The 22,721-nt window shown below is 68.5% G+C and carries 22 protein-coding genes; 11 read left to right on the top strand and 11 right to left on the bottom strand.

The annotated features are described in order from the left end of the window. Positions 1 to 31: 31 nt before the first annotated feature. Positions 32 to 1,138: a histidinol-phosphate transaminase gene (hisC, locus tag JL101_RS15570; protein ID WP_203100571.1), complete on the top strand. Its 1,107-nt coding sequence runs from the start codon at positions 32 to 34 to the stop codon at positions 1,136 to 1,138. Beyond that, positions 1,135 to 2,055 (top strand): prephenate/arogenate dehydrogenase family protein, encoded by a 921-nt coding sequence (locus JL101_RS15565; protein WP_203100569.1) that lies wholly within the window; start codon positions 1,135 to 1,137, stop codon positions 2,053 to 2,055. Before hisC ends, JL101_RS15565 begins: the two co-directional genes overlap by 4 nt. Positions 2,056 to 2,058: 3 nt before the next feature. Here the strand turns inward: JL101_RS15565 and JL101_RS15560 are convergent, their stop codons facing one another. Next, positions 2,059 to 3,090 carry a DUF2125 domain-containing protein gene (locus JL101_RS15560; RefSeq protein ID WP_203100567.1) on the bottom strand — a complete coding sequence of 344 codons (1,032 nt, stop codon included), beginning with the start codon at positions 3,088 to 3,090 and terminating at the stop codon, positions 2,059 to 2,061. 120 nt (positions 3,091 to 3,210) lie between these two features. Here JL101_RS15560 and JL101_RS15555 point away from each other — a divergent pair, with 120 nt between their 5' ends. Together JL101_RS15555 and sugE are read left to right on the top strand one after the other, a co-directional pair. Beyond that, on the top strand, positions 3,211 to 3,909 hold the full coding sequence (locus JL101_RS15555) for a gamma-glutamylcyclotransferase (RefSeq protein WP_228434858.1): 699 nt from the start codon (positions 3,211 to 3,213) through the stop codon (positions 3,907 to 3,909). 122 nt (positions 3,910 to 4,031) lie between these two features. Next, positions 4,032 to 4,352, top strand: a complete 321-nt coding sequence (gene sugE, locus JL101_RS15550; protein WP_203100565.1) for a quaternary ammonium compound efflux SMR transporter SugE — start codon at positions 4,032 to 4,034, stop codon at positions 4,350 to 4,352. 58 nt (positions 4,353 to 4,410) lie between these two features. Here the strand turns inward: sugE and aqpZ are convergent, their stop codons facing one another. Then, complete coding sequence (gene aqpZ, locus JL101_RS15545; protein ID WP_203100562.1) at positions 4,411 to 5,148, bottom strand: aquaporin Z; 738 nt, start codon at positions 5,146 to 5,148, stop codon at positions 4,411 to 4,413. Between the two features lie 190 nt (positions 5,149 to 5,338). Further along, complete coding sequence (locus tag JL101_RS15540; protein ID WP_203100560.1) at positions 5,339 to 6,286, bottom strand: hypothetical protein; 948 nt, start codon at positions 6,284 to 6,286, stop codon at positions 5,339 to 5,341. Positions 6,287 to 6,541: 255 nt separating this feature from the next. Here JL101_RS15540 and JL101_RS15535 point away from each other — a divergent pair, with 255 nt between their 5' ends. From JL101_RS15535 to JL101_RS15515, 5 genes are all read left to right on the top strand, one after another. Then, the gene (locus tag JL101_RS15535) at positions 6,542 to 6,883 is read left to right on the top strand and encodes an RT0821/Lpp0805 family surface protein (protein WP_203100558.1); all 342 of its coding nucleotides are present in this window, start codon (positions 6,542 to 6,544) and stop codon (positions 6,881 to 6,883) included. Between the two features lie 4 nt (positions 6,884 to 6,887). After that, complete coding sequence (locus JL101_RS15530) at positions 6,888 to 9,026, top strand: mechanosensitive ion channel family protein (RefSeq protein WP_203100556.1); 2,139 nt, start codon at positions 6,888 to 6,890, stop codon at positions 9,024 to 9,026. Further along, positions 9,023 to 9,589, top strand: coding sequence for a putative glycolipid-binding domain-containing protein (locus JL101_RS15525; protein WP_203100554.1), 567 nt, complete (start codon positions 9,023 to 9,025; stop codon positions 9,587 to 9,589). The genes JL101_RS15530 and JL101_RS15525 overlap by 4 nt, the downstream gene beginning before the upstream one ends. A gap of 11 nt (positions 9,590 to 9,600) precedes the next feature. Beyond that, positions 9,601 to 10,422, top strand: a complete 822-nt coding sequence (locus tag JL101_RS15520) for a hypothetical protein (RefSeq protein ID WP_203100552.1) — start codon at positions 9,601 to 9,603, stop codon at positions 10,420 to 10,422. Between the two features lie 228 nt (positions 10,423 to 10,650). After that, positions 10,651 to 11,529, top strand: coding sequence for a glycine betaine ABC transporter substrate-binding protein (locus JL101_RS15515; protein ID WP_203100550.1), 879 nt, complete (start codon positions 10,651 to 10,653; stop codon positions 11,527 to 11,529). Positions 11,530 to 11,889: 360 nt separating this feature from the next. Here the strand turns inward: JL101_RS15515 and JL101_RS15510 are convergent, their stop codons facing one another. The 6 genes from JL101_RS15510 to ftsE all read right to left on the bottom strand — a co-directional run bounded on the left by JL101_RS15510 (position 11,890) and on the right by ftsE (position 18,380). Next, positions 11,890 to 14,193, bottom strand: a complete 2,304-nt coding sequence (locus tag JL101_RS15510; protein ID WP_203100548.1) for an adenosylcobalamin-dependent ribonucleoside-diphosphate reductase — start codon at positions 14,191 to 14,193, stop codon at positions 11,890 to 11,892. 253 nt (positions 14,194 to 14,446) lie between these two features. Continuing rightward, complete coding sequence (locus JL101_RS15505) at positions 14,447 to 15,265, bottom strand: lysophospholipid acyltransferase family protein (protein ID WP_323374664.1); 819 nt, start codon at positions 15,263 to 15,265, stop codon at positions 14,447 to 14,449. A 36-nt stretch (positions 15,266 to 15,301) separates the two neighbouring features. Then, entirely contained in the window at positions 15,302 to 16,207 is a 906-nt protein-coding gene (locus JL101_RS15500) for a TrmH family RNA methyltransferase (RefSeq protein WP_203100546.1), read from the bottom strand. A gap of 30 nt (positions 16,208 to 16,237) precedes the next feature. After that, positions 16,238 to 16,840: a YdcF family protein gene (locus tag JL101_RS15495; protein ID WP_228434856.1), complete on the bottom strand. Its 603-nt coding sequence runs from the start codon at positions 16,838 to 16,840 to the stop codon at positions 16,238 to 16,240. Beyond that, positions 16,837 to 17,718, bottom strand: a complete 882-nt coding sequence (locus tag JL101_RS15490; RefSeq protein WP_203100544.1) for a cell division protein FtsX — start codon at positions 17,716 to 17,718, stop codon at positions 16,837 to 16,839. Before JL101_RS15490 ends, JL101_RS15495 begins: the two co-directional genes overlap by 4 nt. Continuing rightward, positions 17,718 to 18,380: a cell division ATP-binding protein FtsE gene (gene ftsE, locus JL101_RS15485; protein ID WP_246148206.1), complete on the bottom strand. Its 663-nt coding sequence runs from the start codon at positions 18,378 to 18,380 to the stop codon at positions 17,718 to 17,720. Before ftsE ends, JL101_RS15490 begins: the two co-directional genes overlap by 1 nt. A 189-nt stretch (positions 18,381 to 18,569) precedes the next feature. On the opposite strand from ftsE, the gene JL101_RS15480 reads away from it, so the two are divergent. Further along, positions 18,570 to 19,244 (top strand): MJ0042-type zinc finger domain-containing protein, encoded by a 675-nt coding sequence (locus tag JL101_RS15480; RefSeq protein ID WP_203100542.1) that lies wholly within the window; start codon positions 18,570 to 18,572, stop codon positions 19,242 to 19,244. A 109-nt stretch (positions 19,245 to 19,353) separates the two neighbouring features. Next, on the top strand, positions 19,354 to 19,755 hold the full coding sequence (locus tag JL101_RS15475) for a response regulator (RefSeq protein ID WP_203100540.1): 402 nt from the start codon (positions 19,354 to 19,356) through the stop codon (positions 19,753 to 19,755). 6 nt (positions 19,756 to 19,761) lie between these two features. Here JL101_RS15475 and JL101_RS15470 read toward each other — a convergent pair whose 3' ends face one another. Next, positions 19,762 to 20,013: a hypothetical protein gene (locus JL101_RS15470; RefSeq protein WP_203100538.1), complete on the bottom strand. Its 252-nt coding sequence runs from the start codon at positions 20,011 to 20,013 to the stop codon at positions 19,762 to 19,764. 63 nt (positions 20,014 to 20,076) lie between these two features. Then, positions 20,077 to 22,716, bottom strand: a complete 2,640-nt coding sequence (locus JL101_RS15465; RefSeq protein WP_203100537.1) for a TIGR02302 family protein — start codon at positions 22,714 to 22,716, stop codon at positions 20,077 to 20,079. Positions 22,717 to 22,721: the final 5 nt, after the last annotated feature.

Below are 22,721 nucleotides of genomic sequence, written 5' to 3'. Positions count from 1 at the left end.
TGTCTGATTTCATCAGGAAAGTAGCTCTGCCATGTCTGCTCCGGCTCCCCGTCCCGGAATCCTCGACATTTCCCCCTATGTCGGCGGCGAGGCCCATGCTCCCGGTGTCGACCGGCTGATCCGCCTGGCTTCCAACGAAGGCGCGCTGGGCCCCAGCCCGCGCGCTATGGAGGCGTACCGGCAGGCGGCGGCGGAACTTCACCGATATCCCGACGGCGGATCGACGGCGCTGCGCGACGGGTTGGCTAGCCTTTACGGGCTGGACGCATCCCGGATCGTCTGCGGCACCGGCTCGGACGAGCTGCTGGGGCTGCTGACCCGCGCCTATGCCGGTCCGGGCGACGAGGTGCTGTACAGCGCGCACGGCTTCCTGATGTACCCGATCTCCGCCAGATCGGTCGGCGCCACGCCGGTGGCCGCTCCCGAGAAAGGGCTGAAGGCCGACGTGGACGCGCTGCTGGCCCACGTGACCGAGCGCACCAAGATCCTGTTCATCGCCAACCCGAACAACCCGACAGGCAGCTTCCTGACCGCGGACGAGATGCGCCGACTGCACGCGGGGCTGCCCGGGCACGTGGTGCTGGTGATCGACGCGGCCTATGCGGAGTATGTCGACCGTCCCGACTACACCGCGGGATCGGAGCTGGTGGAGGAGTTCGGCAATGTCGTGATGACCCGGACCTTCTCCAAGATCTACGCGCTGGGCGGCCTGCGCCTGGGCTGGGCTTACTGCCCGCCGGCCATCGCCGATGTGCTGAACCGGGTGCGCGGGCCGTTCAACGTCAACTTCGCCGCCCAGATCGCCGGCGTCGCCGCGGTCGAGGACACGGCCTTCATCGAGGAGTCCCGCCGCCATAACGAGATCTGGCGGGATTGGCTGAGCGCCCGGCTGACCGAACTGGGGCTGGAGGTCCATCCCAGCATCGCGAACTTCGTCCTGGTCTCCTTCGCCAACCGGTCGTCTGACGGAAACCAGGCGGCGGAGGCTGCCCGGCAGTTCCTGAAGGCGCGCGGCATCCTGGTGCGCCAGATGGGGGGCTACGGCCTGCCGCACTGCCTGCGCATGTCGATCGGCACCGAGGAGGAGATGCGCGCCGTGGTCGATGCCGTCGCCGCGTTCCTGAAGGGGGAAGCATGACCGCGACCGACATCGCCGAAGCACGGGCCGGGACCGGCGCGCCGCTGTTCGACCGGGTCGCCTTCATCGGCATCGGCCTGATCGGCTCGTCCATGGCTCGGGCGCTGGCCCGGCACGGCATGGCGCGCGAGATCGTCTGCAGCGCCCGCAGCCAGGCGACCTGCGACAAGGCGTTGGAGTTGGGGCTGGTTTCCTTTGCCACGACCGACGCCGCCGAGGCCGTGAAGGACGCGGATCTCGTGGTGCTGTGCGCGCCCGTCGGCGCCTATGCCCATATAGCACCGGTCATCGGCCCGCATTGCCGTCCCGGAGCGATCGTCACGGACGTCGGGTCGGTCAAGCAGGCGGTGATCCGCGACGTGGCGCCGCACCTGCCGGAAGGCGTCCACCTCGTTCCCGGCCATCCCGTCGCGGGCACCGAGCATTCCGGGCCGGAAGCGGGCTTCGCGGAGCTGTTCGAGAACCGCTGGTGCATCCTGACGCCGCCGCCCGGGGCGAACGAGCAGGCGGTAGCCAGGGTCGCCGAGATGTGGCGCCGCTTCGGCTCCAACCTGGAGTTCATGGAGGCCTCCCACCACGACAAGGTGCTGGCCATCACGTCCCACCTGCCGCACCTGATCGCCTACACCATCGTCGGCACCGCGACCGATCTGGAGGAGGACACCAAGTCCGAGGTGATCAAGTTCTCGGCCGGCGGCTTCCGCGACTTCACCCGAATCGCCGCCAGCGATCCGGTGATGTGGCGGGACGTCTTCCTCAACAACCGTGAAGCGGTGCTGGAGATCATCCAGCGCTTCAACGAGGATCTGACCGCACTTCAGCGGGCGATCCGCTGGGGCGAGGGCGACAAGCTGGAAGAGCTGTTCACCCGCACCCGCGCGATCCGCCGCGGCGTCATCGACGCCAAGCAGGCCTGAGTCTCACTCCCACGCGACGCGGGGGATCCTCAGCAGGCGGATCGGGCCGAAATAGAGCCAGCCATCCTGGGCCGTCAGCGAGGCCTCGACGATCGGCTGGTTGTCGGCCGTCGTCCGGCGGGAGAGCAGGGTAAGGGCCATCTTCGCCATGGCGGCGTCGCCCGGCCGGACGATCCCGGCGGTGGCGAGGCTGTCCATGGTCGGGTTCACGCCCTCAACCGCCGCGCTGATCGCCCCGATCGGCTGGAGGTCGCGGTCGAACGCCAGCGTTCCCTGGCCGGCTATGCGGAGCGGTCCCCAATTCAGCGTCAGCGAATCGATGTCGATCGTGCCGCCGCTCTCGCTCCAGGCGGCGATGGCGGGCCGGCCGAGGCGGTCGGGCAAGGCTCCCTTGATCCGGGCGGTCACCGCCACCGTCTCGATGTCTCCCTTCAGCGGGGCCTTGACCGAGGGCGGCGGCCGGACCCCGCTCAGGCGGGCGTCGATCGACAGCGCCGTCGCGGTGTGGTCGGCAGGCGGCGTTTCCGGGAGCGCCGCGGTCACCTCCGCGCGGCCGAGGCTCGCCTGCTGACCGTCGGGCAGCGTCACCGTCGACCGCCCGAGGTCGACCGTCATCCGGCGGATCGCGCCGGACAGATCCAGTCGGACGTTTCCTTTCGCCCCGGCGGGAGCGTCGATGCCCAGCGCCGGCTCGCCGCCCGCTTGGACCAGGCCGGCCTGGTGGCTGCCCGGCAGGTTGACGCCGATGTCGAGCGGATACCAGGGGCGGGCGCTGGCGATGACCGCCGGTCCGCGCCATCGGAGGCCATCCGCGCGCTGGATCGAGACGTCGGCGGCGCTCGCCGTGAGGGACAGGGGAAAGCCCGAGATCTCCAGGTCCCCGTACTCGATCAGCGCCGCCTCCGCGCGTTGCTGGGCGATCCAGTCGGTGATGCCGTCGCGCACCCGCCCGGCGAGATAGAACCACCAGGCCGTATAGCCGGCGGCGGCGATGCCGAACAGGACGATCAGCGAAACGAACGGCTTGGCGCGCATGAGGAGAGGCCTTGAGCGGTTGTGCGACTGCCTTATAGCGGGTTGTGCCGTTGGAGGTCGAGGGGCGCCTTGATGTGTGATATCGTGGCATAGACGCCGAGGAGACACTATCTGACGATCATGTCTGCCGAAGATTCATTCCGCGATACGGTCGCGGAGGACGCCTCCGAGACCCAGGATCCCGCCCTGCCGGAGCCCGCCGCCTGCACCGGCGAACCGCTCATGGTCTTCGCTCCCTCGACGGCCAGGACGTTTCCCAAGATCAAGGTTCCGCCCGATACCGACCTGTGGGTGTTCGGCTACGGCTCGCTGATGTGGAACCCGGAATTTCCCTTCGCGGAGCGCCGGCTGGCGCTGCTGCGGGGGTATCACCGCCGGTTCTGCGTCTATTCCCACCGTTACCGCGGCACGCCCGACCGGCCCGGCCTCGTGCTGGGACTGGATCGCGGCGGCTCCTGCCGCGGCATGGTCTTCAGGGTCGAGGCGGCCCATGTGGACAGGACGCTGGACTATCTGTGGGATCGGGAAATGGTCAGCGGGGTCTATCACCCCAAGCTGCTCCGGGTCCGGACCAGGGGCGGCAACGTCACCGCCTGCACTTTCGTCGCCGACCGGAGCCACCGGCAATACTGCGGCGACATGTGCGTGTCCGACGTGGTTCGGCATATCCGGCAAGGGATCGGCGAGCGCGGCCCGAACCTGGACTACCTGGCGAACACAGTGGGCCACCTGCGCGAGCTGGGCGTGGCGGATCGGGGGCTGGAACGGCTCCTGGTCGACGTGCGGCAGCTGATGCAAAGGGGAGCGGAGCAGCCATGACCTTGGGCTGCCGGGGCTTGATCCTCCGTCCCGGATGACCAAATGTCCGGTCGCGGGGACGACCCCGCGGTTTCCATTGATCAAGGCCGGGACGACCCAGCCACGGACTCGGGAGGTCTGTGATGGCTTGGGTTATGTTGCTTCTCGCCGGCATCTTCGAAATCGGTTGGGCCCTCGGCCTGAAGCAGACGGCCGGCTTCACCCGTCTCGTCCCGTCGCTGCTGACGGCGGGCAGCATGGTGGTCAGCCTCGGCCTGCTCGGTCTCGCGCTGCGTACCCTTCCCCTCGGGACGGCCTACGCGATCTGGACCGGCATCGGTACCGTGGGAACCGTGATCGCCGGCATCGTGATCCATGGAGAACCGGCTAGCGCCTTGCGGCTGGGCTGCGTCACCCTGATCGTCACCGGCATCGTCGGCCTGAAGCTGGTTTCCAGTCCTTGACCGCGCTGCTGGAAGGGGGCGGAACGTCTCCGCCCCCTTCGGGCTTGCCGCCCGTGCCTCAGCGCGCCGGCTCGCCGGTGATGGCAGGCTTCGCGGCCGTCTCCTCGGCCGACAGCATGCGGTAGGCGATGCCGCCCAGGACGCCGCCGATCAGCGGTGCCACCCAGAAGAGCCAGAGCTGCTGCAGGGCCACGCCTCCCATGATCAGTGCCGGGCCGGTGCTCCGCGCCGGGTTGACGCTGGTGTTGGTGACCGGGATGCTGATCAGGTGTATCAGGGTCAGTGCCAATCCGATCGCGAGCGGCGCGAAGCCGGCCGGAGCCCGGGTGTCGGTGGAACCGAGGATCACGACCAGGAAGCCGAAGGTCAGGATGATCTCGATCAGCATTCCCGATGCCAGGGTATAGCCGCCTGGGGAAGCCGCGCCGAAGCCGTTCGCGGCCAGGCCGTTCACCGCCAGATTGAAGTCGGCCTTGCCGCTGGCTATCACGTACAGGGCGATCGCCGCGACGATCGCGCCGGCGATCTGGGCGACGATGTAGGGCAGGATGTCCTTGGCCGGGAACCGTCTGGCGGCCCACAGGCCGACGGTCACCGCGGGGTTGAGATGGCACCCGCTGATATGGCCGATCGAGTAGGCCATCGTCAGGACGGTCAGGCCGAACGCCAGCGAGACGCCGAGCAGACCGATGCCCACCTCGGGAAACGCGGCGGCCAGCACGGCGCTCCCGCATCCGCCGAAAACCAACCAGAATGTACCGAGAAACTCTGCGGAAGTCCGCCGAAACTGCGACATTGATCCCTCCTGAACCGGGCCGGGGCGGGCTGGTCGTCCAGCGGGTCGTCCGCCGGGCCGTTCGTTGAGCGCGGCTGACCAGCGCTTGTTCTTGTCGCGCGACACTAGAGGCGGAGAGCACCGCGGGAACGTAACTTACCGTAGTTTACCCGTTCAATCCTTTGGCCCGATTGAAGGATTCCGCAGGCGATCAATCTCGCTGCCCTTGCGCCCGCACATCGAGCCCGGCGCCGATTTCCGCGGCGACAGCGCTCTGTAAGGCCAGTACGGGCCCTGCCGAAGGCCTGTCGTACGCCTTCGTCCAGATGTATGTGCCGTTCCTGGCGCTCACCAGGCTGGCGGTCACGCGCACCACGCCCGAGCCGGTCCGCACCGTGCCGGTCAGGATCGCATCGGGACGGGACGGCTTGCCCGTGCCGGGTCCCCGGGGACCGAGCACGGCAAGATCGCGGCGACGGGTGAGCTCCTGGGTGATCTCGTCAGCCATTCCGGCGGCTACCTCGGCGCTTCGGGGATCCTCGGCCGGCGTGAAGGGCAGAACCTGGATTCCCCGGATCGCCGGGACGCCCATGGCGGAAGCGACCATGCCCGGATCATGGACGACGTATGCCGCGCCGAGAAGTCCGACGGCGGAGAGCGCCGCCAGCGCAAGGGTTCCCGAAACGCCGGCCGGGAGGTGCTCCGTGGCTCGGGAAGCACCCGGCACCCTGGGAGTCCCGGGGTTGAACACGGAGCTGGGGTTGAGTGCCGGCCTGGGGTTGAATACCGGAATGTAGCCGCCTTTGGGCAGATCTATCAGCACCGGGTCTTCGGCTCCCTGGGTGAGATAGTATCGTTCCAGCCGGCGGCGGAGTTGGCCCGCCTCGATCCGTACCAGCGGATCGGCCTGGGGATCGAAGGTCTCGTCCCGGTCGAGGGCCGAGGTCGCCACGCAATACGCCTTGATGCGTGACCCGCGGCCGGCAATCGTCTCCTCGACGATGTAGGTCAGGAAGCGCCGGCTCCTCAGGGAGCGCTGAAACTCTTCCGAGGCGCAGATGCGTTCCAGCTGCTGTCGGACCTGCGAAGGGCACAGGGGAGGAGAAAGTACGGCAACTTCTTCCGGTAACTGGAGGTGCCGGTTCTGGCGAGAGCCCATGATCGTCTCCCCACCTGCTGGACGGCTTTTGCCTTGGTTCGACAAACCTTAGTCTTCCGTTCCTTTCGGTCCGCTGTTCACAAGGGTTGTAATGCTTTTGGGCGGTAACTTGGGCTTGAAATGAACGACCTACGCGGATCCTTATAGGCATAGGCTGGATATGGATCTGTCATTGGGCCCCTGCGGCGCATTGCTTTCCGTCTTCGGCCAGAATGGCGTTTTCAGGGAGGAACGGCCTTGAGAAGAGCGGGTTTGATGGCGCTGGCTGCGGCGATGCTTCTTCCGTTCCAGGCGGTGGAAGCCCAACTGCTGTTCGGCAGCCGCCTGGGCGAGGCGCATTACCAGGGCGACGATACCAAGATCATCATGAGCGTCGGGGCCGACATGCTGCGCAACGCCCCCGATGGCGAGTCCAGGCCCTGGTCCAACCCGCAGACCGGGCATGGCGGGACCATCACCATGATCCGGAGCTACGAGCGGGGCGGGATGCCCTGCCGCGACGCCCGGCTCAACAGCGACCTCGGCAAGCGGAGCGTGGTGTACGTGCTGCCGGTCTGCCGCATCGCGGACGGGACCTGGAAATTCGCCCCGCGTTGACATCATGACGGTGTTCGTCCGGCTGATCCTCCTGGTGCTCCTGCTGGGTGCCGGGTCCGGTCCCGGCGTCGCATCCGCCCAGCCGGCCGCGCCGGCATCCGGTGCCGGCATCGACGCGGTGATGCAGGCTTTTCCCGACGGGCTGACGCCGGAGCAGGCGGACGCCCTGCTTGCCGTCATGGATGGCGAACAGGTCCGGGCCGCCCTGCGCGACAGGCTGCTGAGCGAGACCCGAAGCCGCAGTGCGGCCGCCCGGCCCGCCAATCCCCTGGCGTTCCATGCGGAGCGCCTGGACGCCGTGGTCAGGTCCTACCCCCGGATACCGGCGGCCCTGGTCGATGCCTTCGAACGGCCGAACGGGCGCGACGCCGCAATCCGGCCGTGGCGCCTGGCGGCGTCGCTGGCGTTCCTGTTCGCGGCCGGCACCGTCGTCTGGGCCGCGCTGGCCCGGCTGCTTCCCGCGGCTCCGGACAGCGTGGTGCGGAGCGCGGCTCGCGACCTGCTGCGGATCGCAGGGTTCGTCACCGGCCTTCTGCTGGCCTATGCGATCCTGCGCCCGACGCATCCCGCGGCACCCGCGATTTTCCTCGCGGCGCTCCAGGCTGCCCTGACGGTGCTGGTCGCCGACCTGATCTTCCGGGCCCTCTGCGCGCCCGGACAGGCGGACCGGAGGCTCCTGCCGGTGGGGGAGAGGGCCGCGACGGCGATCTACCGGTCCGGCGTGTGGGTCGCCGTCCTCAGTGCCGCGCTGCTCGGCCTGTTCGACCTGCTGAACGCCCTGGGCATGGCCTATGACCCGCTGATCGCCCTTGTGCTGCCGGTCAGCACCCTGCCGTTCCTGTACCTGGCGGTCCAGCTCTGGAGCCGGCGTCGGGACATCGCCGCGATGATCGGCGGTTTCCTGGATCTCGACCTTTCGGCCAGCCGCGGCATCGGCACCGGTCTGGTGCTGGCGACCGTCTATCTTGCCGGCCTCTGGCTGACGCTCGCGGCGGCGGCGCTGCGGCTGGAGCCCGGGACGGGCTTCCGCCTGCTCGCCAGCTTCGCCCTGGCGGTCGCGGTTCCGGTGGTCGCCCTTCTGCTCCACCGCCCGATCGCCCGTTTCCACGCCGCGGAGGAAGCCGGCGACGGCCACGCGTCCGCGATCACGGTGCGGCTGATGCGCGCCGTCTGGGCTGCCCTGCTGGTGCTGTCGGTGGTCGCGACGGCCTTCATCTGGGGGTTCGACGCGGAACGGCAGACCGGCCCGCTGGGTATAGCGTTGCGGCTGCTTTTCGACGCCGGCGTGGTGCTGCTGCTCGGCTATGTCGGCTGGGCGTTGCTGATCCGAAGCTTCGACCGCCTTATCGCGTCCCAGAACGAACGCGACCGCCGGACCGCCCAGCGGATGGCGACCCTGCTGCCGCTGGTCCGCAAGTTCCTCCAGGTCGCGCTGGTGGCCGTCGTCGTGATGATCGTGCTGTCCTCCCTGGGGATCGCCATCGGGCCGCTGCTGGCGGGCGCCGGGGTGGTCGGCATCGCGATCGGGTTGGGCGCGCAGTCGACCATCGCCGACATCCTGTCCGGCATCTTCTTCCTGCTGGAGGACGCCTTTCATATCGGCGACTATGTCGAGGTCGGCCAGCTCCGGGGCACCGTGGAGAACATCTCCCTCCGCTCCCTCAAGCTGCGCCATCATCGGGGCGCGGTCCACACGCTGCCGTTCGGCCAGATCAAGGCCCTGACCAACTACACCCGGGACTGGGCGCTGATGCGGCTGGAGTTCCGCGTGCCGCCCGAAACCGACCTGGGTCTGGTCAAGAAGCTGGTCAAGCGGATCGGCGCCGAACTGTCCGAAGACCCGGAGATGGGGCCCAGCTTCATCGAGCCGCTGAAATCCCAGGGCGTCCGCCGGGTCGAGGATGACGCCGTGATCATCGGCGTCAAATACATCGCCAAGCCCGGAGAGCAGTTCACCATCCGACGCGAGGCCTATCAGAGGATCATCAAGGCCTTCAACGAGAACGGCATCGACCTTGTCGGCCGGGGCGTTGTCGTCCGCGTCGACGATCCGAACGCCGCCAGCCGCGCCGTCGGGTTCGCCGCGGTCGAGGCGGTCCGGGACTCGTTCGAGGGCGCGAAGCACATGAAGGAGCAGGCATGAGCAACGGGCGGACCGTCGTCGCGCGTTGGCGGGATTGGGCAGGGACCGGGCTGGAGCATCTGGTGGTCCAGGAAGCGCCGCAAGGCATCGTCGCGGAGGCGTCGGTCATCGCCGCTTCGGACCTTGGGGAACGGTTCGCGCTCACCTACCGCATCTCCTGCGATGCCGCGTGGCGAGTCAGGACGCTGGAGGTGCGGTTGATCGGCTCCGCCCGGTCGCTGCACATAGCGGGTGACGGGGCAGGGACCTGGACGATGGCCACCGGCACGCCGCTCGGCCTTCTCCAGGGGGCGATCGATGTGGATCTCGCCGTCACGCCCTTCACCAACACGCTGCCGATCCGCCGGCTCGGGCTGCGCGCCGGCGAAAGCGCCGACATCCTGGCCGCCTATGTGTCGCCTCCCGACATGTCCGTGACCGCCAGCCGCCAGCGCTACACCTGCCTGGAGCCTGGCCGGCTGTACCGCTACGAATCCCTGGACGGCGACTTCGCGCGCGATATCGAGGTGGACCGCGACGGCCTCGTCGTCGACTACCCGGATCTGTTCCGGCGCATCGCATAACGGAGGGGGCCGTGGCGTCGACGGGGAAGCCCACCGACAGGGAGATCCTCGACCACCTCGACGCCATCTGCGCCACCGAGGCATTCCGGCGGGCGACCCGGTGCAGGAACTTCCTGCGCTACGTGGTGGAGGAAACGCTGGCCGGCCGCACCGACCGCATCAAGGCCTATGCGATCGCCGTGTCCGTGCTGGGGCGGGACGAGAGTTTCGATCCCCAGGCCGATCCCGTCGTCCGCATCGAAGCCGGGCAACTGCGCCGGCGGCTGGAGCACTATTACCTCACCGACGGCAGCGCCTGCGCCGTCAGGATCGAGCTGCCGAAAGGATCCTACGTCCCCGTCTTCGTCCGCGCCGCCCCGCCCGCGGCGGAGCGGGGGCCGCCGCAAGCTTCCGGCAGGCGGCGGGTGGCGCTTGGCGGCACGATCCTCGCCATGAGCCTGCTGGCCCTGCTCGGCGGCGACACCGGGGGTGACGGCAGCCCCGTGCGGACCGTCCAGGTCAACGCCTTCGTTCCGCTGGACGAGTTGGGGGCCGACATGGCGTCGGGCCTGCAGGACGAACTGAAGCGGACCCTGACGGGAAACCCCCATCTGCTGGTGGTGGACGCCCGGCATGTCCCTGCCGCGCCGTCGCCCGACTTCATCCTGGAGGGCAGCGTCCGCGTCGTGGACGGCCGAGTCCGCGTCAACGCCCGCATGATGGAGACGCGGACGGCACGCTATGTCTGGGCCGAAGGCTTCGACAGTTCACCGGGAGAGATGCCGCTGCTCGATGACCAGGCGAGGGTCGCCGAAGCGATCGCGGAACAGGCCTGGCGATCCTTCGAGCGCTGATCCCGCCGGGTCCGGCCGGCATGATCCATTGCGGTTCCGGCGTATGGACCGGTCCGTTCTCGTGCCGGCCCGCGGCGCCGGCTTGACGGGCCGATAGCCTTGTATCGACCGCCGGGCGTGGGAAACTAAAGGAAAATCGATTTCGATAAAGACAGGGCGGGAACAACGGGAGAGATTCCGAAATACACAGGGGCGGCACGGGAGTCATCACGCGAAAGGAACAGCATTATGAAGCGCCTCCAACTTTTCCCGATCCTGGGAGCCTTTCTCGTCACCTTTTTGGGTGCGGCGGGCGCATTCGCGAAGGAACCCATCCGGATCGGTCTCAACAATTGGGCGGAGGCGATTGCCGTCAGCCACATGTGGCAGCAGGTGCTGGGGGAGAAGGGCTACGAGGTCGAGCTGAAGACGGTGGAGAAGGCGATCCTCTACACCGGGCTTTCCACCGACGCGATCGACGTGGCGCTCGAGATCTGGATGCCGACGACCGACGCCGCCTATTACGACCGGTTCAAGGACAGGATCGATCTGCACGAGTCCTGGTATCACGGCGCGCGCTTGGGCCTTGCCGTGCCGGCCTACATGGAAATCGGCAGCATAGAGGATCTCAAGGACCGGGCCGCCACCTTCGGCAACGGCCGCTCTTCCGACGGGATCGTCGGCATCGAGGCCGGCTCCTCCCTGATGGCCATGACGGAGCAGGCGATCAAGACCTATGGGCTGGACTACAACCTGGTGACCTCGTCCGAGGTGGCCATGATCAGCGCGCTGGACCGGGCATACCGCCAGGAGAATCCGGTGGTCGTGACGCTGTGGAGCCCCCACTGGGTCTTCGCCAAATACGACCTCAAGTACCTTCAGGACCCCCGGAACGCCTACGGCGCGACCGACGACATCCATTTCATGTCGCGGAAGGGATTCGCCGAGGACTACCCGGAGGTCCTCGGCTGGCTGAACGCCTGGAGCATGGACGACGACAGCCTGGGCTCCCTGATGGCGGAAGTCAACGAGGCCAACTCGCCCGAAGAGGGAGCCAGGGCGTGGATCGCCGAGAACCGGGCCCTGGTGGACGGCTGGCTGGAGCCGCAGGAGTCGGCGCGGGAATAACCCCCCTGGATCGGGGAGGCGGAGGTGCTGCATGCATTCGGTGAAATCCCGGTGATCGACGCCTCGCCCGACTGTTCCGCTTCTTCGGCCTGCCGGAGGAACGGAGACGCCCGCTGGCGAACTCGTTCGTGCTGAACTTCGGCGGGGCTCCCCGGCACTGGACCGGCGGGCGCTTCGTCGCGACCGACCATCGCGTGCTGGCCATCGCATGCTGGGCGACGGCCGCAAGCGCTTCTCCGCGCCTTTCTTCCCTGAACCCGCGGTCGATGCGGCGATGCGTCCGATCCCGCCGGCGGAAAGGATCCGCGCAGGGCTTCCGGGTCGAGGAACTGGTGGGAGGGCAGCTCGATCAGGGCTCCCTCAAGAGCATTTCGAGTAGCCGCAGTTCGGGCATTGGTCGCAGCCTTCCTGGCGGATCAGTCCGGGCTGGCCGCATTGCGGGCACTGGCGCAGGCGTCCGCCCGGCGCCCCGACCGCCCGGCGCGCCGGTTCCGCCGATCCGGCGTCTCCATCGGTCTCGCCGTGTTCGGGCAGGAAGCCGATCCCGATCATGTGCCGCTCGATCACTTCGCCGATGGCAGCCAGCAGCGAGGGAACGTAGCGGCCGTTCATCCATTGGCCGCCCCGCGGGTCGAACACCGCTTTCAGCTCCTCCACCACGAAGGCGATGTCGCCGCCGCGCCGGAACACCGCGCTGATCATGCGCGTCAGCGCCACGGTCCAGGCATAGTGCTCCATGTTCTTGGAGTTTATGAAGACCTCGAACGGCCTCCGGCGCCCATCCTGGATGATGTCGTTCAGGGTGATGTAGAGGGCATGGTCGCTCTCCGGCCAGCGGACCTTGTAGGTCTGCCCGGGAAGCACGTCCGGCCGGTCGAGCGGCTGGGTCATGTAGACCACGGCGCCCGCATCCTGCACCGGAGCCGGGGTGGGGGGCGGAGCAGGCGGAGCCTTGGCTTTCTCCTCCGCCTTCTTCACCGACAGCACCGAACCGGTCACCTCGTTGGGGCGGTATGTCGTGCAGCCCTTGCAGCCAAGTTCGAAGGCGTGGACATAGACGTCCTTGAACGACTCGAACGACAGGTCCTCGGGGCAGTTGATCGTCTTGGAAATGCTGCTGTCGATGTATTTCTGGGCGACCGCCTGCATCACCACATGGTCGGCCGGGCTGAGCGCTTCCACGTCGACGAAGTAGTCGGGCAGGGGAACCTGCTCCCCGAAAGTCTGGCGGAACAGCCGGTAGGCATGGTCGGAGACTTCCTCCTGACGGCGCGAGCCGTCGGGCATCAGCACGTTCCGGTCGTAGCTGTAGGCGAATACGGGCTCGATCCCGGACGAGATGTTGTCGGCGAACAGCGAGATCGTGCCGGTCGGCGCGATCGAGGTCAGCAGCGCGTTGCGCAGGCCGTACGCCGCGATGGCGTCGCGTACGTCCGCGTCGAGCGTCAGCGCGTTGGCGCCCGCCAGGAACTTCTCCGCGTCGAACAGCGGAAAGCTGCCCTTCTCGGCGGCAAGCCGGGTCGAGGCCAGATAGGCGTGCCGGCGCAGGGCCGCCAGCCACTGCTCCGTCAGGGCGACCGCCTGCTCGCTGCCGTAGCGCGCCCGGCACAGGATCAGGGCATCGGCCAATCCCGTGACGCCCAGCCCGATCCGCCGCTTCGCCTTCGCCTCCGCCAGCTGCTCGGGCAGCGGGAAGCGGGAGACATCGACCACATTGTCCATCATGCGGACGGCCAAGGGCACCAATTCCGCCAGACGGTCCATATCCAGATGCGCCTGTTCGGTGAACGGCTTCCGCACCAGCGCCGCGAGGTTTATCGACCCCAGCAGGCAGGCGCCGTAGGGGGGCAATGGCTGCTCCCCGCATGGGTTGGTTGCAGAGATATCCTCAACGTACCACAGATTATTGTGCTGGTTGATCCGGTCGATGAAGATGACGCCCGGTTCGGCATAGGCGTAGGTCGCCCGCATGATGCGGTCCCACAGGTCGCGAGCCTGCAGGGTCTTGAAGACGGTACCGTTGAAGGTGAGCGGCCACGCGTCGTCCTGACGGACCGCCGTCATGAAGGCGTCGGTCACCAGGACCGACAGGTTGAACATCCGCAGGCGCCCGGCTTCGCGCTTCGCCTCGACGAAGGCTTCGATATCCGGGTGGTCGCATCGCAGGGTCGCCATCATGGCGCCGCGCCGGTGTCCGGCGCTCATGATCGTGCGGCACATGGCGTCCCACACGTCCATGAAGGACAGCGGGCCGGAGGCGTCGGCCCCCACGCCCAGCACCGCGGCACCCTTGGGGCGGAGCGTGGAGAAGTCGTATCCGATGCCGCCGCCCTGTTGCATGGTCAGGGCCGCTTCCCGCAGGTGGGCGAAGATGCCGCCCATGTCGTCCGGGATCCGGCCCATGACGAAGCAGTTGAACAGGGTGACGTTGCGTCCGGTGCCGGCACCCGCGAGGATCCTACCGGCGGGGAGGAACTGGTAGTCGGCCAGCGCCTCGGCGAATCGGGTGACCCACGCGGCGGGGTCTTTTTCAGGCTCGGCCAGGGCTTTGGCCACGCGCGTCCAAGTGTCGCTGACCGTTTTGTCCACAGGCTGCCCGTCAAGCAGTTTCAGCCGGTATTTCATATCCCAGATTTGCTGGGATATGGCTGCCACCGATGTCATGCTGGTCTCCGTCCGCCACCGCTCCTGGCCGCGATGAAAACGTCAAACTTATTGTTCAACAAGGATTTTCGTGGATCTCTTGAGGCTTATCCGGAGAATTGGTGTCTTTGCCCGCCCTGGTCAAGCCGGCCTTGTTCCTGTTATGTTCTTATATTCGCCGTAATCCGGACAATCGGCCGGTATTGCAAGCGAGCCTCTTCGCGGTGCAACGCCAACGCGCACATCCACAGAGTTTTCCACAGGGTGAAAAAAGTCAGGGCACTGCTGCCGGCGCTCCTTGGGGCACCTGCTTGGCCGGCTTCTCCGTAGGCGGGCCGCCCGCTTCCACCACCAGCCGATCGGTCGCCGCCTCCAGCCTGGTTTCCAGTTCCGCCAGCGCCGCGTCCCGTCCCAGTCCCGGCTCGATCGGCGGAAGGAACTCCACCAGGACCCGGCCGCTCCGCTTCCGGAAACTGCGTCGGCCCCAATAGACGCCGGAATTCAACGCCATGGGCACGATGGGCAGGTCCAGTTCCTTGTAGAGCACCGCGACTCCGACCCGGTAGGGCAGGTAACGTCCGACGGCCGTCCGGGTTCCCTGGGGAAAAATGACGATCGGCCGCCCTTCGGACTTAACCCGGGCAGCGCCCTCGATCATCGACCCGATGGCCCTGCCGCGCGCACTCCGGTCGACCGCGATCATCCGAGCCTTTGCGGCGTACCAGCCCCAGATCGGAAGGAACAGCAGCTCGCGCTTCAGGATGATCGCCGGGTCGTCGATCAGCAGGTGGAGCTTCATCGTCTCCCAGGCGGACTGGTGCTTGGCCGCCAGAATGTAGGAACCGTTCCGCGGGACGTTCTCCAGACCGCGCACCTCGTAATCGAGCCCCAGGATCGCGCGTTCCAGGAAATAGACGGTACGCAGATACCACTCCACCACATGCACCATCTGCCGGCGCGGAAGCAGCAGCATCCACAGCAGGCCGAAGCAGCACACCGTCGTCCAGGTGAAGAACGCGATATTGAACAGGAGCGAACGGGTGACGGTCATGGGCGTCTTGGACAAGGCCTTCTGGATGGAGGTATCTCGCACGGTCGGATGCGCCGGTCGCCCGGCGTGGCGTCCCTTCTAGCGCGCCCGGGCGCCGGACGCCAGTCCGGCTTGGCGGCCGGAGGGTCGCGCCCTGGTCAGTTCGTGGATCAGGATCGCCGCGGTGGCCGCGACGTTGAGCGACTGGACCCGGCCCGATCCCGCCAGGGTCACGACTCCCTCGCAGGCGTCCAGGGTTTCTCGCCCCAGTCCGTCCTCCTCGTTGCCGAGCACGATGGCCGTGGGCCGGCGGTCGGCGGGCTGGTCCAGCGGCTCCCCGCGTCCCAGCGCGGTTCCCAGCACCCGGTAGCTGGACGCCAGCTGCCTCAGCACCCGCGCGAATCCGGTCGCGCGGTAGAGCCTGACATGCTCCATGCCGCCCTCGGCGACCCGATAGCTCGCTTCCGATGGGCCGGCCTGCGCGGGATGGTCGGATATGACGATCCGTTCCAGCCCGAAGAAGGCCGCCGTCCGCACGATGGCGCCCAGGTTGTGCGGGTTGCCGATGCCGTCCAGCAGCAGCAGCGGCTTGCCCTCCGCGGCCCAGCGGGAGGCTTCGGCCGGATCGAACGCAGGCACGGGCCGGGGCCGGGTCACCGCCACGACGCCGCCGTGCAGGACGGTTCCCGCGACCCGCGCCAGCTCGTCGGTATCGACTTGCCGGTAGGGTTTGCGCGCCTTCGCGAGGTCGCGGCAGAAGGCGGCGACCGCCCCGGCGTTCCGCTCGTCGAAGAACAGGCGCTCGACCAGCCGGCCGTTGCGCTGGAACAGCGCGGAAACCGCCGGAAGGCCGGTGATCCGAAGCAGCTTCTCCTGCGGCGGTTCGGGCCGTTCCGGGCGGTCCGTCAGCTCGGGAGCGGGCCTGCCGGGAGGGCGGCGGCCCGCCGCCTTGAACCGGGGGACGCCCTTGCCGGGCTGGGGACGGGGGCGGGGTGGTTTGGGCATGGTTCCGATCATTCCTGCCGGGACTCGGCATCAGGACGACAGCGTGTAGCGCGCCAGGGCGAACAGGTACTTGTTGTATTCGTTGACGATCAGCGCCAGCGTTCCCGGCCAGCGCCACCAGTCCGCCAGCTTGACCGCGTCGGGAGCGACGGGATGCGGTACCACGTCCACCCGGGGCATCGCCATGCCGAACTCCAGCAGGCTGCGCCGCATATGGTAGTTCGACGTCACGAGGCGCAGCGATTCGTAATGCCGGCTCCGCATCCAGGCCGCCGTCTCCGCGGCGTTGCCGACGGTATCGCCGGCTTCGTAGCCCAGCACGATGCAGCATTCCAGGGTGCTCGGCTCCAGCTTGGATGCCTTCAGCATGTCCCGCAGGTCGACGCCCTGGTGGACGCCGGACACGAACAGGGTCCGCCCCAGGCCGCGGGAGAGGAGTTGGACCCCTGTGCTGATCCGCTCGCTGCCGCCGGTCAGGACGACGATGGCGTCGGTCGCGCGGTCCGCCCAGCCGTCCTCCCGCGGGATGGTCTGGGCGAACCAGACCAGCCCGCCGAGCCAGCAGACAAGGGCCAGACCCAGCAACACGGCCGGCGGCAGCAGCACGCGCGCGACGCGCTGCGCCAGGATCACGGCATCCGCGCCAGGGCGCGCATGACGGTGATCCGGGCGGTCACCGCGGCCAGGACGGCCGCGATCGCCGGGACGGCGGCCAGGGACACCAACTGAAGCTGGTTCAGCGCCATGTCGGGCATCAGGCCGGCCGCATACTCCCCTCCGGCCCGCTTCAGGGCGATCAGGGTCGCCGCCGCCAGCACCGTCCCGATGACCCCGCCGCGGATCGCGAGCCCCAGCACATGGCTCTGGAACTGCCGGGCGACATAGCGGTCGGGCGCTCCCATGACATGCAGCAGCTCGACCACCTGCCCGTGGATCGCGAGGCCGGCGCGGGAGACGAAGATCACCGTCGCGACCGCGGCGCCGCCGACCAGCGCGAGTATCCCCAGGGCCACCGCCTCGACCGCCCGGGCGATCGCGAGCAGGTCCTTCAGCCACGCCGCGTGGTCGTCCAGCTGGGATCCCGGCACCGCCGCCCGGAGCCGCTGGGCAAGGCCGTTCATGTCGATCCTGCCGCCGGCCAGGGCCACGTCGATCATGGCCGGCACGGGCAGGTCGGCGTTCAGCGCGCCGGTGCCCAGCCACGGCTCCAGCAGTCCCTGGAGATCCTGGCGGGGCAGGGCATCGGCCCTGGCGATCCCCGGCGTGGCGCGAAGCACGCCCAGCGCGGATTGGACGCGCTGGTCCAGCGTCGGCGTTCCCTCGGGCAGCGGCGGCACCTGAACGGTCAGGGTTCCGGCAAGGCCGCGGTCCCAGCGCTGCGCCATGTCGGACAGCACCATGGACCCGGCCATCGCGAGGATCGCCAAGTAGACCATCAGGGCGATGATCCAGGGCAGGAACCGTCCCGTCACGTCGCGTTGAAGCGGCAGATCGTAGTGGGTGCGGAACATCAGGCGATCCGGGTTGCGCCGCCGCCCCGCGGCAGATGCTGGAGCATGCCCTTGTCGAGCACCATGCGGGCGTAGCCGAACCGTTCTATCATCATTTCGTTATGGGTCGCGATCACGATGGTCGTGCCGAGCTTGTTCAGTTCCTCGAACAGGTGGAGCAGGCGCATGCCGATCCTGTCGTCCACGTTGCCGGTCGGCTCGTCCGCGAGCAGGAGGCTGGGCCGCGTGATGACCGCCCGCGCGATGGCGACTCGCTGCTGCTGGCCGCCCGACAGCGTGGCCGGCTTGTCGTTCAGATGGTCGCCCAGGCCGACCCAGCTCAGAAGCTCCGCCACATGCTCCCGCACCTGCGACTCACGCGCCCCGGCGACCCGCAGCGGCAATGCCACGTTGTCCAGCGCCGAGAGATGGTCGAGCAGGCGGAAGTTCTGGAAGACCACGCCGATGCGGCGGCGCAGCGGCGGCAGCTCTCCCCGCTTCAGCGACGCGATGTCGTGGCCGAACATGGTGATCAGGCCGCGCGACGGCCGGTGCGCCAGGTACATCAGGCGCAGCAGCGAGGACTTGCCGGCGCCGCTGGCGCCGGTCAGGAAATGGAACGTCCCGGGTTCCAACGTGAAACTGACGTCCCGCAGCACTTCCGGCCCATTGCCGTAGCGCATGCCGACATTCTCAAAACGAATCAAATCCTTTCACCTTCGCAACCCTGGACGGCGGGCAGCATCGCACGGCGCGCCCGAAGGCGTCTATACCAGCGGCGCTTCGGCATATGAAGCAAGCCCCCGACTTGCTTAATACCTCCTTAGTTTCTATAAGACATCCTGCGATTCCACGATTTCTTCATAGCTTTTATGATTCTCACCTGCCCGGCCTGTTCTACCCGCTATCTGGTCGACCCCGCCACGCTGGGCAGGGACGGGCGCATGGTGCGTTGCGCCAAGTGCGGCCACAGCTGGATGCAGCGCCCGCCGGTGGACATGCCCAAGCCCGTCGATCTGGCGCCCCCGCCGGAGGAGATCGAGGTCAAGCCGATCCCGCCCGGATCCAACCTGCCGGCGATCCGCAAGCCTGTGCCGCCGAAGCCCAAGTCGAAAGCCCCGCTGGTCGTCTCCGCCGTGGCGGCGGTCGTGCTTCTGCTGGCCGGCGGAGTGTTCATGCGGCAGGAGATCGCCGAGATCTGGCCTCCCTCGGCTCGGCTGTTCGAGACCATCGGCCTGCCGGTCGAGGCGCTGGGCGCCGGGTTGCAGCTCCAGAACGTCCGGTCCGAGAAGCGGGTCGAGGACGGCATCACGATCCTCGTGATCGAAGGGCAGATCACCAACGTCTCGGACCGGGAACGTGCGGTGCCGCCGCTTCGCGCGGTGACCCTGGGGCCGGACAAGACCCCCGTGGGCGACTGGAGCTTCACCGCCTCGCACGAGACGCTTCTCCCCGGCGAGATCGCGACGTTCCAGAGCGAGATGCGCGAACCCCCCGGCGTGATCGCCGAAATCGCCATCACCTTCCAGCAGGGAACCGGCGGCTGAACTACTCCGGGCGCGGACCCAGGTCCTTCGCCGGCGTCCTGGACCGACGCCCGTTCCGATGGCTAACTGGCAGCGGTATCGATCAGGACAGCCGCGGGTTCAGCAGCCGATGAGTGAAGTTCCGGGAATTCCCGCGCACCGGGTTCTCCTCGCCGAGGACGACCCCGGGGTACGCAGCTTCGTCGCCCGCGCGCTCAGGCATGCCGGCTTCGCGGTGACTGACGTGGAGGACGGCCAACAGGCCCTCCAGGCGCTCTACACCGAGCCTTACGACCTGCTGGTCGCCGACATCGTCATGCCGGTCGTGGACGGTATCGCGCTCGCGCTCAGCGCCGCCAAGCACCGTCCGGGGACCAGGATCCTGCTGATCACGGGCTACCCGGCGGAGCACACCCGCGCCCGCAACCTGGAGGCCCTGATCCACGCCGTGATCCCCAAACCCTTCAGCCTTCAGGAAATCTGCGCCGCCGCCCGGGCGGCGCTGGGGATCGCGGGGCAGGACGGCCCATAGCGGACCCTATTGGGTCTGGGTGTAACCGTCGGAGGTGATGGTCTGCTCGATCCGGCCGGCGCGGTCCTGCCCCTCGGCATCCGAAGGGACGTCCCGATCGCCGCGCCGCAGGCCGGCCCGTGCCGCCTGCTGGCCCTGGAACGACGGCGGATCGGGGTTCTCCACCGGATGGGCCCTGCCTTCGTTGATCCGCCGGCCTTCCTCCTGCTTCTCGCGGATATAGTTTTCCAGCTCCTTGTCGGACTGCTGCTCGGCCATGGCATGGGGTCTCCTGGTAGCGGGATGATAGGAGTCCAACAGTCCCGATGCCGTCTCGTCCCCTCAGAATCGGCGAAGCAGGCGGTCGATATAGTCCAGCTCCAGCTGCGGGCGGTTGAATTCGCCGGCGCGGCGGCGGAGTTCGTCCAGGATCTCCCGGGCGCGCTGCAAATCCGACTGCTCGGGGATCCGCACGTCGTTGGTGTCCGCGCGGCCGAAGCCGGGCAGGGGGCGACCGAGCGGGTCCCGGCCGCGGTTCGACTGCTGCATCTGCTGCTGGCCGGGCATCTGGCCCGGCTGCTGGCCCATCATCATCTGCTGGGCCATCTGTTCGGCCATGGACTGCAAGCCCTGCTGAAGCTCGTCCAGCGCCTGGGTCTGCGGCGGGACGGCGGCCCCGGGCATGCCCTGCTCCAGCGCCTGGCCAGCCTCCCGCATCGCCCGCTCCGCGCGTCCCAGGGGGCGCGGGATCTCGCCCCCCATCTCGCCCAGCTGCCGCATCAACTCGCCCAGCTCGCGCCGCAGCGCCTCCTGCTCGGCGGCGCTCGCGGAGCCCTGGCCCTGCTGACCCTGCTGCCCTTGTTGTCCCTGCTGGCCCTGTTGCCCCTGCTGGCCGCGCTGGCCGGGGCGCTGCTGCCGGCTCGGCATCTGGCCCTGCTGCCCCTGTTGGCCTTGCTGTCCCTGTTGTCCTTCCTGGCCCTCCTGCCCCTGCTGGGATTCGCGGAAGCTTTGGTCCAGCAGCTCGCGCTGGCGCTGGGCCAGATCCTGAAGCTGCTGCATCATCTGCCCGGCCTGGTTCTGCTGGTTCTGCTGCATCTGGGCCATGTTGCCGTTGCGCAGGTTCTCGAGCATCTGCTGGAGCTGGGACAGCATCTCGCGCGCCGCCTCGCGGGAGCCGGTCTCGGCCATCTGGCGCATCTGGTCCAGCATCTGCTGGAGATCCTGGCGGTCCATGGTCTGGCCCTGCATTTCCGGCGGAATCTGGGGCAGCTGCTCGCCGCGCTCCATCGCCTGGCGCATCTGCTCCTCCATGGCGTCCAGGAACTCGTTCAGCGCCTGCTGAAGCTCGTCCATCAGCCTCTGCAACTCCGCGTCGGGGGCATCCCGGTCCAAGGCGTCCATCAGGCGCTGCTCGGCGTCGCGCAGGTTGCGCTCGGCGATCGACAGCGTGCCGTCCTCGACTCGCAGGGCGGTGTCCCACAGCAGCTTCTGGATGGCGGGGATCGCGTCGGCGGACTCGTCCAGGTACAGGCGCGCCACGGCCGACCGGAGCGACAGGAATACGACCACGTCGTCGCGGAACTGGAACGGACGTGCCGAAATGATGCCGAGACCGCGCGCCACCTCCTCGCGGCTGGATTCCGGCCGCAGGGTCAGCTTCTTGCGCTCCTCGATGATCGCCCGGGCGACGGGGTTGAGGAACTCCCGCTCCGGCAGCACCAGGGCCACATCCTCGGTCATGCCGGTCTGGCCGGCCCCGTCGGTGGCGGAAACGCGCAGGGTCACCGGCAGGCCGGCCCAGGGGTGCGGCGTCAGGTCATGGAAGCTGGCGCTGCGGGCCACCTTGGGCCGCACGCCGGGCAGCGGAAGCTGCAACTCGATCGGCGTCCGGTCCAGCCCCGGCTCGGCGCCGTCGCCGCTCAGCCGGATGGTGCCCTGGACGGCGGCGATGCCGTAGTCGTCGCGCGCCTCGTATTCCACTCGCATCGCGCCGCGCTCGCCTGCGGCCGGCGGCGCGGGCAGCGCCACGATCGGGGCGGTGTCGGGAACGACGGTGATTGGCCACGATCCCAGCGACCCGCCGTCCTGCTGGACCTCGATCGTGCCGCCGGCGGTGATCGGCTGGCTGGCCTGATAGCTGGACTGGTCGATCTGCTCGAAGGCCGTGCTGGTCCCGTTGGCGTTGAGCGCCGGGACGCCGGATCCGCCGGTCACCCGGGCCAGGACGACGCTGCCGGTCGGCACCGGTACCGGCCCGGCTGGCTCGGCGGCATCGCCGGAAGCCTGCTGCGCCGCCGGGGCGGGCTGGGCGGACCGCAGGAAAATCGGCGGCAGGCCGGTATAGTCGGGTGGGGTCACCCAGACGTCCAGCATCGCCCGGGCGTCACCCGCCGAGCCATCAAGATGCGGCGCCAGCGCCGCGGCGAGGCGCGGCCGCCAGTCGCCCCAGGTCCCGAACGCCGCGACGAACAGGATCAGGCCGACGGCGGCCCGGAACGCCCAAGGATCGCGGGCGGCGAGGTTGGGGTGGGGCAGTTTTACCCGCAACGACTTCATGCGCTGGCGGGCACGCTCCTGGTAGAGCCGCCACAGCTCGGCACTCGCCGGGTCCGAGCCGCTGGCGAGGTTGTCCCGGACGGCGGCCAGCGGCCGGTGCGTCAGCCCGCTGTCCCGCTCCAGCCGCCGCAGTGCGGCGGTGTCGTCCGGCAGCCTGATCCGCCTCGCCCCGACATAGAGGGCGGCGGCGAAGGCCGCGGTGAACAGCAGCAGCACCAGCGCGTGCAGCCAGCCGCCCAGCCCTGGCAGCACGTTGAACAGGGCGACGGCGATGAACAGTCCCGCGACCCCCGCCGCCGGCCACAGGGCCGGCCAGAGCTGCTCCCAGGCCAGCGCTCCGCGCGCCAGGGCCAGCCGGATCGTCGGTTCGCCGGCGGCGCCCTTGCGCCGGGTGGGGCTCTGCGTGCGATCGTCGGTCCCGTTCATACCGC

The sequence above is a fragment of the Skermanella rosea genome (genome assembly GCF_016806835.2).
In the GTDB taxonomy this organism is placed as follows: domain Bacteria; phylum Pseudomonadota; class Alphaproteobacteria; order Azospirillales; family Azospirillaceae; genus Skermanella; species Skermanella rosea.
This window is presented reverse-complemented; position numbering and strand designations above follow the sequence as displayed.